This is a genomic window from Leclercia tamurae, assembly GCF_025566055.1.
GTDB classification, from domain to species: domain Bacteria; phylum Pseudomonadota; class Gammaproteobacteria; order Enterobacterales; family Enterobacteriaceae; genus Enterobacter; species Enterobacter tamurae.
On sequence record NZ_JAMHKS010000065.1, the window covers coordinates 118,654 to 129,453 of the forward strand.

At 56.9% G+C, this 10,800-nt stretch carries 10 protein-coding genes and 1 other annotated feature; of the genes, 9 read left to right on the forward strand and 1 reads right to left on the reverse strand.

The window, feature by feature from the left end; all coding sequences use genetic code 11:
• Positions 1-6 precede the first annotated feature (6 nt).
• The 3 genes from creB to creD are packed head-to-tail and all read left to right on the forward strand — an operon-like array spanning position 7 to position 3,528.
• On the forward strand, positions 7-696 hold the full coding sequence (gene creB, locus M8318_RS04680) for a two-component system response regulator CreB (protein ID WP_262661133.1): 690 nt from the start codon (positions 7-9) through the stop codon (positions 694-696).
• Entirely contained in the window at positions 696-2,120 is a 1,425-nt protein-coding gene (gene creC / locus M8318_RS04685; RefSeq protein ID WP_262661134.1) for a two-component system sensor histidine kinase CreC, read from the forward strand. The genes creB and creC overlap by 1 nt, the downstream gene beginning before the upstream one ends.
• Before the next feature lie 58 nt (positions 2,121-2,178).
• Positions 2,179-3,528, forward strand: coding sequence for a cell envelope integrity protein CreD (gene creD / locus M8318_RS04690; RefSeq protein WP_262661135.1), 1,350 nt, complete (start codon positions 2,179-2,181; stop codon positions 3,526-3,528).
• 45 nt (positions 3,529-3,573) lie between these two features.
• On the opposite strand, the gene arcA is transcribed toward creD, so the two are convergent.
• Entirely contained in the window at positions 3,574-4,290 is a 717-nt protein-coding gene (arcA, locus tag M8318_RS04695; protein WP_032616427.1) for a two-component system response regulator ArcA, read from the reverse strand.
• A 95-nt stretch (positions 4,291-4,385) separates the two neighbouring features.
• On the opposite strand from arcA, the gene yjjY reads away from it, so the two are divergent.
• The 6 genes from yjjY to thrC all read left to right on the forward strand — a co-directional run bounded on the left by yjjY (position 4,386) and on the right by thrC (position 10,658).
• Positions 4,386-4,526, forward strand: a complete 141-nt coding sequence (gene yjjY, locus M8318_RS04700) for a YjjY family protein (RefSeq protein ID WP_001541509.1) — start codon at positions 4,386-4,388, stop codon at positions 4,524-4,526.
• 399 nt (positions 4,527-4,925) lie between these two features.
• Positions 4,926-5,612 carry a tRNA/rRNA methyltransferase gene (locus tag M8318_RS04705; protein ID WP_262661136.1) on the forward strand — a complete coding sequence of 229 codons (687 nt, stop codon included), beginning with the start codon at positions 4,926-4,928 and terminating at the stop codon, positions 5,610-5,612.
• Between the two features lie 212 nt (positions 5,613-5,824).
• Complete coding sequence (thrL, locus tag M8318_RS04710) at positions 5,825-5,893, forward strand: thr operon leader peptide (protein WP_103181027.1); 69 nt, start codon at positions 5,825-5,827, stop codon at positions 5,891-5,893.
• Positions 5,832-5,949 (forward strand) — a sequence feature (Thr leader region). It overlaps the preceding gene by 62 nt.
• A 25-nt stretch (positions 5,950-5,974) precedes the next feature.
• On the forward strand, positions 5,975-8,437 hold the full coding sequence (thrA, locus tag M8318_RS04715) for a bifunctional aspartate kinase/homoserine dehydrogenase I (RefSeq protein WP_262661137.1): 2,463 nt from the start codon (positions 5,975-5,977) through the stop codon (positions 8,435-8,437).
• Between the two features lies 1 nt (position 8,438).
• Positions 8,439-9,368, forward strand: coding sequence for a homoserine kinase (thrB, locus tag M8318_RS04720; RefSeq protein WP_262661138.1), 930 nt, complete (start codon positions 8,439-8,441; stop codon positions 9,366-9,368).
• Positions 9,369-9,371: 3 nt separating this feature from the next.
• Positions 9,372-10,658: a threonine synthase gene (gene thrC / locus M8318_RS04725; RefSeq protein WP_262661139.1), complete on the forward strand. Its 1,287-nt coding sequence runs from the start codon at positions 9,372-9,374 to the stop codon at positions 10,656-10,658.
• The last annotated feature ends 142 nt before the right edge of the window (positions 10,659-10,800 follow it).

The following is a 10,800-nucleotide window of genomic DNA, read 5'->3' on the forward strand; positions in this document are numbered from 1 at the left end:
TATCCCATGCAGCAACCCGTGGTCTGGCTGGTTGAAGACGAAATCAGTATCGCTGATACCCTGATCTACATGCTCCAGCAGGAGGGCTTTGCGGTAAAGGCTTTTGAGCGCGGCCTGCCCGTGCTGGAAGAGGCGCGTCGGCAGATCCCGGCGCTTGCCATTCTGGATGTCGGCCTGCCGGACATCAGCGGCTTTGAGCTGTGTCGCCAGCTGCTGGCGCAGCATCCCGCGCTGCCGGTGCTGTTCCTGACCGCCCGCAGCGATGAGGTGGATAAATTGCTCGGGCTGGAGATTGGCGCGGATGATTACGTCGCCAAACCTTTTTCACCCCGGGAAGTGTGCGCCCGGGTGCGAACCATTTTACGACGGATGCAAAAATCCGCCGCGCCGTCCGATATCGTCCGTATCGGCGAGTTTGAACTGAATGAGCCCGCCGCCCGCATCAGCTGGTGCGGAGAGCCGCTGCCGCTGACGCGCTACGAATTCCTGCTGCTCAAAACGCTGCTGAACGCGCCAGGCCGCGTCTATTCCCGCCAGCAGCTGATGGATAACGTCTGGGGGGAGGAGGGCGATAGCTACGATCGCACCGTGGACACCCACATCAAAACCTTGCGCGCCAAGCTGCGGGCGGTGAATGACCAGCTTTCCCCCATCAGCACTCACCGCGGCATGGGCTACAGCCTGGGACTGTATTAATGCGCATTGGCATGCGGCTGTTGCTGGGGTACTTCCTGATTGTGGCTATCGCGGCATGGTTTGTGCTGTCGATCTTTGTCCAGGAGGTGAAGCCCGGCGTGCGCAGGGCCACGGAAGGGACGCTGATCGACACCGCCACGCTGCTGGCCGAAGTCGGACGCGAGGATCTGCTCTCGGGCGATGCGCAGCAGGGCAGGCTGGCGCAGGCTTTTTCGCAGCTTCATCAGCGACCTTTTCGCGCCAATATCGGCGGCATTCACAAAGTGCGTAACGAATATCACGTCTACATGACCGATGCCCGTGGTCGGGTGGTGTTTGATTCCGCCGGGCTGGCGGTGGGCCAGGATTACTCGCGCTGGAACGATGTCTGGCTGACCTTGCGCGGTGAATATGGCGCCCGCAGCACCCCGGGCAATCCGGACGATCCTGAGAGTACGGTGATGTACGTGGCCGCGCCGGTGGTCGATCAGGGCAGGATTATCGGCGTACTGTCGGTCGGCAAACCCAACAGTGCGATGGCGCCGGTCATCAGGCGCAGCGAGCGGCGGATCCTGTGGGCCGGCGGGGCGCTGCTGGGTATTGCGTTGCTGATTGGTCTGGCGGTGGCCTGGTGGATCAATCGCTCGATTCACACCCTGTCGCGCTATGCCGACTCGGTCACCAGCGATACCCCACTGCCGTTGCCCGATCCGGGAAGCAGCGAACTGCGCAAGCTGGCGCAGGCCCTGGAGAATATGCGTATTCGCCTTGAGGGGAAAAATTACATTGAACACTATGTTCATGCCCTCACCCACGAGCTGAAAAGCCCGCTGGCCGCAATTCGCGGCGCGGCGGAGATTCTGGCGGAACAGCCGCCGCCCCAGGTAGCCGCCCGCTTTATCGACAATATTCTGGTGCAAAACGCGCGCATGCAGTCGCTGGTGGAAAAGCTTCTCGCTCAGGCCCGGCTGGAAAATCGGGTAGAGATTGTTCCGGTGAGCGTCAGCGTTGACGCGCTCTTTACCCGGCTTGCCGATGCGCGGGCGGTAACGCTGACAGCGAAAAATATCACCCTGACCCGTCAGAGCACACCGTGCTGCGTGGAGGGCGATCCCGACCTGCTTGAGCAGGCGCTGGGTAACTTGCTGGACAATGCGATCGACTTCACCCCGCAGGGTGGGGCGATCCAGCTTGCGGCCACGGAAGCCCACGGGCAGGTGAACATTACCGTGACCGACAGCGGCAGCGGGATCCCGGATTACGCCCTGGCGCGGATTTTTGAACGCTTCTATTCGCTCCCGCGGGAGAACGGGCTGAAAAGCAGCGGGCTCGGGCTGGCCTTTGTCCAGGAGGTGGCGCGTCTGCATCAGGGCACTATTGATTTGCAGAATCGGTCCGCCGGCGGCGTGACGGCTACGCTGACGCTTCACCGTCCCTTCACATAACTTCAAACTGGCCCCACATAGCGCAGTTAGGCTCTCCTCATCACAAAGGAGAGCCACTATGAAATCCCCCCTGTTCTGGAAAGTCAGCACCCTGTTGGGGTGCATCCTGCTGTTACTCGTCCCGCTGTTTATGGTGGGAAATCTGATTTCGGAGCGCGAGAGCTATCGCAACGAGGTCGAAAACACGCTGCGTCAAAGCACCAGTGGTCCACAGCAACTGGTTGGCCCGCTGATTGCCATTCCGGTGACGGAGATTTATTACAAGTTTGAGGAAGAAAAGAAGATCGAGCATAAACGGAGCTATATGCACTTTATCCTCCCGGAGTCGCTGCTTATCGACGGTAATCAGCATGTTGAGTCACGCAGCATCGGCATCTACGATGGACAGATCTGGAACACTGACCTCAAAATAAAGGCCCAGTTTAATACCGATAAACTGGGACAGCTGAAGGGTGAAACCATGACGCTCGGGCAGCCGTTTATCGTGGTCGGCGTCGGGGATGCGCGGGGCATTGGCGCGGTGAGCGTGTCAAAGATCAACGGCGAGACGCTAAGCATCGAGCCGGGATCCGGTGTTTACGGGGCGCTATCCGGGATCCACATTCCGCTGACCGACAAAGCGCTGGAGCCAAAAACGTTCTTACTGGAGATGTCGCTGAACCTGGCGGGCACCGGCAGTTTTGCGGTGGTGCCGGTGGGGCGCAACAGTGAAATGACGCTCAACAGTAACTGGCCGCATCCGGGCTTTATGGGAAATTACCTGCCGGTGAAACATGACATCAGCGCGTCCGGGTTCCAGGCGAACTGGAAAAGCAGCTGGTTTGCCAATAACCTGGGCGGTTGGTTCGACGACAGAGAGACGCCTGAATGGAGCGCTATCCCGGCCTTTAGCGTCACGGTCGCGACCCCTGCGGATCAGTATCAGCTCACGGACCGCGCGATTAAGTACGCCATTCTGCTGATCGCCCTGACCTTTATGGCCTTCTTTGTCTTCGAAACCCTAACCGGGCTGCGCCTGCACCCGATGCAGTATCTGCTGGTCGGGCTGTCGCTGGTGCTGTTCTATCTGGTACTGCTGGCGTTGTCTGAGCATGTAGGCTTTACGCCCGCCTGGATTATCGCCAGCCTGGTGGGGGCGGTCATGAACGGTATTTACCTGCAGGCGGTGCTGAAAAGCTGGAAACGCAGCGGCATGTTTGTGCTGGCGTTGCTGGGGCTGGACGTAGTGATGTGGTTCCTGCTGCGGTCGGAGGACAGCGCGCTGCTGCTGGGGTCGGCCGTACTGGCGCTGGCGCTATTTGCGGTGATGTATCTGACTCGTCACTTTGACTGGTACTCGCTTTCACAGCCAAAGCGTCCGCAGCCACCGGCGGAACCGGATACAGAGGCGATGCGGTTATGGAAATAAAAAAACGGCGCGAAAGCGCCGTTTTTTTATGGCCGATGTACAGGATTACTCCTGCAGGTCACCGCAGAAACGATAGCCTTCACCGTGTATGGTGGCGATGATTTCCGGGGTATCCGGCGTGGATTCGAAGTGTTTACGAATACGGCGGATGGTGACATCAACGGTACGGTCGTGCGGCTTCAGCTCACGGCCGGTCATTTTTTTCAGCAGTTCTGCACGGGACTGGATCTTGCCCGGATTTTCGCAGAAGTGCAGCATGGCGCGGAATTCACTGCGCGGCAGTTTGTACTGGTCACCCTGTGGGCTCACCAGGGAACGGCTATTAATATCAAGTTCCCAGCCGTTGAATTTGTAGCTGTCTACGCTACGACGCTCTTCGCTAACCGTGCCCAGATTCATGGTACGGGACAGCAGATTGCGGGCACGAATGGTTAACTCGCGAGGGTTAAACGGTTTGGTGATGTAGTCATCCGCACCGATTTCCAGGCCAAGAATTTTATCAACTTCATTGTCGCGGCCGGTCAGGAACATTAACGCAACGTTCGCCTGCTCACGCAGTTCGCGCGCCAGCAGAAGGCCGTTTTTACCCGGCAGGTTAATGTCCATGATGACCAGGTTGATATCATTTTCAGAAAGGATCTGATGCATCTCTGCGCCATCGGTCGCTTCAAAGACATCGTAGCCTTCTGCTTCGAAAATGCTCTTTAACGTGTTGCGTGTTACCAACTCGTCTTCAACGATAAGAATGTGCGGGGTCTGCATGTTTGCTACCTAAATTGCCAACTAAATCGAAACAGGAAGTACAAAAGTCCCTGACCTGCCTGATACATGCCACAAATTAACATGACCGGCGTAACGTGACTAAAGTACGTAATTGCGTTCTTGATGCACTTTCCATCAACGTCAACAACATCATTAGCTTGGTCGTGGGTACTTTCCCTCTGGACCCGACAGTGTCAAAAACGGCTGTCATCCTAACCATTTTAACAGCAACATAACAGGTTAAGAGGCACCGGACACCCAATAAAACTACGCTTCGTTGACATATATCAAATTCAATTGTAGCACGTTAACAGTTTGATGAAATCATCGTAGCCGTTTGCTAGCCTTTGTCACATTTTTTCAATAAACCAACCAGTTGCGTTCATTGATTAATAAACAAGGCGAATCCAATGTCAACACCCGGCACAGGAATGCAATATCATTATTAAACATGGGGATAAGTGCTATTCTTTAACATTATCGCGAAAAGTTCATTCCTGAAATAGTTTAGCGATTTTAATTTGTAGTGAAACGCTATTTCGGTGATTTGTGTTGCAATTTTGTAAATTCGCGCTGCGTAATAGGATGATGTCCATCACATTTTTATCGGCTAACTGCCTAAAAAGAGAGCATAAATGCATTTGTCAATCGTACTGGTATCCCCCGCAAGAGCAGAAAACATCGGTGCCGCTGCACGCGCCATGAAGACCATGGGGTTTACTGATTTACGTATCGTTGCCATTGACGCCCATAACGATCCGGCAGCGCGGCGTGTGGCGCACGGTTCGGGAGATATTCTCGATAATTTAACCACTTATGAAACGCTGGCGGACGCGCTGCACGATATTTCGTTTACGGTCGCCACCACGGCCCGCGGCCGTTCGAAGTTTCATTACTACGCCACGCCAGCAGAACTGGTGCCGCTGATGGCAGAGAAAAGCCAGTGGATGCCGAAGATGGCACTGGTGTTCGGCCGCGAAGATTCCGGCCTGACCAACGACGAACTGGCCCTGGCGGATGTATTGACCGGCGTGCCGATGGTGGCGGATTACCCGTCGCTGAATTTAGGCCAGGCGGTAATGGTCTATTGCTATCAATTAGCCTCTCTGATGCAAATGCCGGTTGCCCCGGCGGCGGCGGTAGATGAAAACCAGCTTGCCGCGTTACGTGCGCGCACCGATCGTTTGCTGACGACGTTGAATGTCGCTGACGACCAAAAAATGGTGGAGTGGCTACAGCAGCGGTTGGGTCTGTTAGCGCAGCGAGACACCGCAATGTTGCACCGATTGCTGCACGATATCGAAAAAAAGCTGGCAGAGTAAATGTCTGTCATAAGTTTTTATTATGGTTAAATATTCCAGAATAGGGGTTGCATGCGGCCCGATCCGGGCAGAAATAAAATCTCAGACAGTGAGACCTGACAGGGTCGGGAAAGGCGCTTAAATCAGAAATTCGTTGACTTAGCGGCACGTATGCTTTAACCAATATAGGTAGACAGCACAGACAGATAATAATGACAGAGTACACAACATCCATGAAACGCATCAGCATCACCACCATTACCACAACCATCATCATTACCACAGGTAACGGTGCGGGCTGACGCGTACAGGAAAGAAAGAAAAAAGCCCGCACCTGAACAGTGCGGGCTTTTTTTTCGGCTAAAGATTACGAGGTAACAACCATGCGAGTGTTGAAGTTCGGCGGTACATCAGTGGCAAATGCAGAACGATTTCTGCGTGTTGCCGACATCCTGGAGAGCAATGCCAGGCAGGGGCAGGTGGCGACGGTACTCTCTGCCCCGGCTAAAATTACCAACCACCTGGTGGCGATGATTGAAAAAACCATCGGGGGTCAGGATGCACTGGTGAACATCAGCGACGCAGAGCAGATCTTTGCTAACCTGCTGCAGGGCCTGGCGGATGCCCAACCTGGTTTTCCGCATGCCCAGCTGAAAGCTTTTGTTGAACAAGAGTTTGCCCAGATTAAACACGTCTTGCATGGTATCAGCCTGTTGGGGCAGTGCCCGGACAGCATTAACGCGGCGCTGATCTGCCGCGGTGAAAAACTCTCCATCGCCATTATGGCGGGTCTGCTGGAAGCGCGTGGCCATAACGTCACGGTGATCGATCCTGTCGAAAAACTGCTCGCTGTTGGTCACTACCTCGAATCTACCGTAGATATTGCCGAATCTACCCGTCGCATTGCGGCAGGCAAAATTCCTGCTGACCATATGATCCTGATGGCGGGCTTCACCGCCGGGAATGAAAAAGGGGAGCTGGTGGTGTTGGGCCGTAACGGCTCCGACTACTCTGCCGCCGTGCTGGCCGCCTGTCTGCGCGCCGACTGCTGCGAAATCTGGACCGACGTCGATGGCGTTTATACCTGCGACCCGCGTCAGGTGCCGGATGCCCGCTTGCTGAAGTCGATGTCTTATCAGGAGGCGATGGAGCTCTCCTACTTCGGCGCCAAAGTGCTGCACCCTCGCACTATTGCCCCTATCGCCCAGTTCCAGATCCCCTGCCTGATTAAAAATACCGGCAATCCGCAGGCGCCAGGCACGCTGATTGGTGCCAGCAATGACGACGATGGCCTGCCGGTTAAAGGCATCTCCAATCTTAACAACATGGCGATGTTCAACGTCTCCGGCCCGGGCATGAAAGGCATGGTGGGGATGGCGGCACGCGTGTTCGCCGCCATGTCACGCAACGGTATCTCGGTGGTGTTGATCACTCAGTCCTCCTCCGAATACAGCATCAGCTTCTGCGTTCCACAGGTGGACTGCCTGCGTGCCCGCCGGGCGCTGGAAGAAGAGTTCTATCTTGAGCTGAAAGAAGAGCTGCTGGAGCCGATGGCTATCCAGGAGCATCTGGCGATCATCTCCGTGGTCGGGGACGGCATGCGCACGCTGCGCGGCATCTCGGCGAAATTCTTTGCGGCGCTGGCGCGGGCGAACATCAATATTGTCGCCATCGCCCAGGGCTCGTCAGAGCGCTCCATCTCCGTGGTGGTGAATAACGACGACGCCACCACTGGCGTGCGCGTCACCCATCAGATGTTGTTCAACACCGATCAGGTGATTGAAGTGTTCCTGATTGGCGTCGGCGGCGTGGGTGGGGCGTTGCTGGAGCAGCTCAAGCGTCAGCAGGAGTGGCTCAAGAAGAAGCATATCGATCTGCGCGTCTGCGGTATTGCGAACTCAAAAGCGCTGCTGACCAACGTTCACGGGCTGAGCCTGGAGAACTGGCAGGCAGAGCTGGCGGAGGCGAAAGAGCCGTTTAATCTGGGCCGTCTGATCCGTCTGGTGAAAGAGTACCATCTGCTGAACCCGGTGATTGTCGACTGTACGTCGCACCAGGCGGTGGCCGATCAGTACGCCGACTTCCTGCGCGAAGGCTTCCACGTGGTCACGCCGAACAAAAAGGCCAACACCTCATCGATGGATTACTACCATCAGATGCGCCACGCGGCGGCGAAATCCCGCCGTAAGTTCCTTTACGACACCAACGTTGGCGCCGGGCTGCCGGTTATCGAAAACTTGCAAAACCTGCTCAATGCCGGGGATGAACTGCAGCGTTTCTCCGGCATCCTGTCGGGTTCCCTCTCCTTTATCTTCGGCAAGCTGGACGAAGGCATGAGCCTGTCGGAAGCGACCAACGTGGCGCGCGAGCTGGGCTACACCGAGCCCGATCCGCGTGACGACCTCTCCGGCACCGACGTGGCGCGTAAGCTGCTGATCCTCGCCCGCGAAACGGGCCGGGAGCTGGAACTGTCGGATATCGTGATCGAACCGGTGCTGCCGGAAGGTTTCGACGACTCCGGGGATGTGGCGACCTTTATGTCCCGGCTGCCGCAGCTGGACGATGCCTTCGCGGCCCGGGTCGCAAAAGCCCGTGATGAAGGGAAGGTATTGCGCTATGTTGGCAACATTGAAGAAGACGGCGTCTGCCGGGTGAAGATGGCGGCGGTAGACGGTAACGATCCGCTGTACAAAGTGAAAAATGGTGAAAACGCCCTCGCGTTTTACAGCCACTATTATCAGCCACTGCCGTTGGTCCTTCGCGGCTATGGCGCAGGGAATGATGTGACGGCGGCGGGCGTGTTTGCCGATCTGCTGCGTACCCTGTCATGGAAGTTAGGAGTTTAACATGGTCAAAGTTTATGCCCCGGCTTCCAGCGCCAATATGAGCGTTGGGTTTGATGTGCTGGGCGCGGCGGTGACGCCGGTGGATGGTTCATCGCTGGGGGATACGGTGACGGTTGAGGCCGCGGACAGCTTCAGTCTGAGCAACGTCGGGCGTTTCGCCAGCAAGTTGCCGACCGATCCGCGTGAGAATATCGTTTATCAGTGCTGGGAGCGTTTTTGTCAGGAGATCGGCAAAAACGTGCCGGTCGCCATGACCCTCGAGAAAAGCATGCCGATCGGTTCCGGGCTGGGCTCCAGCGCCTGTTCGGTGGTGGCCGCGCTGGTGGCGATGAACGAACATTGCGGCAAACCGCTGAATAACACCCGCCTGCTGGCCTTGATGGGCGAGCTGGAAGGGCGCATCTCCGGCAGCATTCATTACGATAACGTCGCCCCCTGTTTCCTGGGCGGCATGCAGCTGATGATCGAAGAGAACGGCATCATCAGCCAGCAGGTGCCAGGCTTTGATGAGTGGCTGTGGGTGCTGGTCTACCCGGGCATCAAAGTGTCGACCGCGGAAGCGCGCGCCATCCTGCCGGCGCAGTACCGCCGTCAGGACTGCATTGCGCACGGTCGTCATCTGGCGGGCTTTATTCATGCCTGCTATACCCGTCAGCCGCTTCTGGCGGCAAAACTGATGAAAGATGTTATTGCTGAGCCATACCGCACCAGACTGCTGCCGGGCTTCAACGAAGCGCGCAGCGCGGCGCTGGATATCGGCGCTCTGGCCTGCGGCATTTCCGGTTCCGGTCCGACCCTGTTTGCCCTGTGCGACAAGCCGGATACGGCGCAGCGGGTCGCAGAATGGCTGGGGAAAAATTACCTGCAAAATCAGGAAGGCTTTGTTCATATTTGCCGTCTGGATACGGCCGGCGCACGAGTACTGGGATAAACGATGAAACTCTACAATCTTAAAGATCATAACGAGCAGGTTAGCTTTGCACAGGCCGTCACGCAGGGGCTGGGTAAAAACCAGGGGCTGTTCTTCCCGCACGATCTGCCGGAATTTGGTCTGACCGAAATCGACGAGATGCTGAAACAGGATTTCGTCACCCGCAGCACCAAAATTCTCTCCGCGTTTATCGGGGATGAGATCCCGCAGGAGCTGCTGGAAGAGCGCGTCCGCGCGGCCTTCGCTTTCCCTGCGCCGGTAAGCCAGGTTGAACCGGACGTGGGCTGCCTGGAGCTGTTCCATGGCCCGACGCTGGCATTTAAAGATTTCGGCGGCCGCTTTATGGCGCAGATGCTGACTCACATCAGCGGCGATAAGCCGGTCACCATCCTGACCGCCACCTCCGGCGATACCGGCGCGGCAGTGGCGCATGCCTTCTATGGCCTGAAAAACGTGCGCGTGGTGATCCTCTATCCGCAGGGCAAAATCAGCCCGCTGCAGGAAAAACTGTTCTGTACGCTCGGGGGCAACATTGAAACCGTCGCCATCGATGGCGATTTCGATACCTGTCAGGCGCTGGTTAAGCAGGCCTTTGATGACGAAGAGCTGAAGGTCGCGCTGGGTCTGAACTCCGCCAACTCGATCAACATCAGCCGTCTGCTGGCGCAGATTTGCTACTACTTCGAAGCGGTAGCTCAGCTGCCGCAGGAAGCGCGCAACCAGCTGGTGATCTCGGTGCCGAGCGGTAACTTTGGCGATCTCACCGCTGGCCTGCTGGCGAAGTCTTTGGGCCTGCCGGTGAAACGCTTTATCGCCGCCACCAACGCCAACGACACGGTGCCGCGTTTCCTGAAAGAGGGCAAGTGGACGCCAAACACCACGCAGGCCACGCTGTCCAACGCCATGGATGTGTCACAGCCTAACAACTGGCCACGTGTGGAAGAGCTGTTCCGCCGTAAAATCTGGCGTCTCAATGAGCTGGGTTATGCTGCGGTGACCGACGACACCACCAGAGAGACCATGCGCGAGCTGAAGCAGGTGGGCTATACCTCCGAGCCGCATGCGGCGGTGGCGTACCGCGCCCTGCGCGATCAGCTGAACCCGGGCGAGTACGGCCTGTTCCTCGGCACCGCGCATCCGGCGAAGTTTAAAGAGAGCGTGGACGAGATCCTCGGTGAATCGCTGCCGCTGCCGAAAGAGCTGGCCGAGCGTGCCGATCTGCCGCTGCTATCCCATAGCCTGCCAGCGGATTTTGCCGAGCTGCGTAAGTTGATGATGACGCGCGGATAAACAAAAGCACCATACCGTAGATACTGTTATGCCACGCAAGCATTTTCCTGATGCAATGTGGCATCGAACGGGCGTCCTGATTTCAGGACGCCATACGCCACCTGCGCCAGCTTGCGCATCATCGCTCCGATTATCAGCTTCG

Excerpts from the sequence above, each read along its gene's own strand:
- M8318_RS04705 (WP_262661136.1), top strand. The coding sequence starts at position 4,926 with ATGCATTTGTCAATCGTACTGGTATCCCCCGCAAGAGCAGAAAACATC.
- creB (WP_262661133.1), top strand. The coding sequence starts at position 7 with ATGCAGCAACCCGTGGTCTGGCTGGTTGAAGACGAAATCAGTATCGCT.
- thrB (WP_262661138.1), top strand. The coding sequence starts at position 8,439 with ATGGTCAAAGTTTATGCCCCGGCTTCCAGCGCCAATATGAGCGTTGGG.
- arcA (WP_032616427.1), bottom strand. The coding sequence starts at position 4,290 with ATGCAGACCCCGCACATTCTTATCGTTGAAGACGAGTTGGTAACACGC.
- creC (WP_262661134.1), top strand. The coding sequence starts at position 696 with ATGCGCATTGGCATGCGGCTGTTGCTGGGGTACTTCCTGATTGTGGCT.
- creD (WP_262661135.1), top strand. The coding sequence starts at position 2,179 with ATGAAATCCCCCCTGTTCTGGAAAGTCAGCACCCTGTTGGGGTGCATC.
- thrC (WP_262661139.1), top strand. The coding sequence starts at position 9,372 with ATGAAACTCTACAATCTTAAAGATCATAACGAGCAGGTTAGCTTTGCA.
- thrA (WP_262661137.1), top strand. The coding sequence starts at position 5,975 with ATGCGAGTGTTGAAGTTCGGCGGTACATCAGTGGCAAATGCAGAACGA.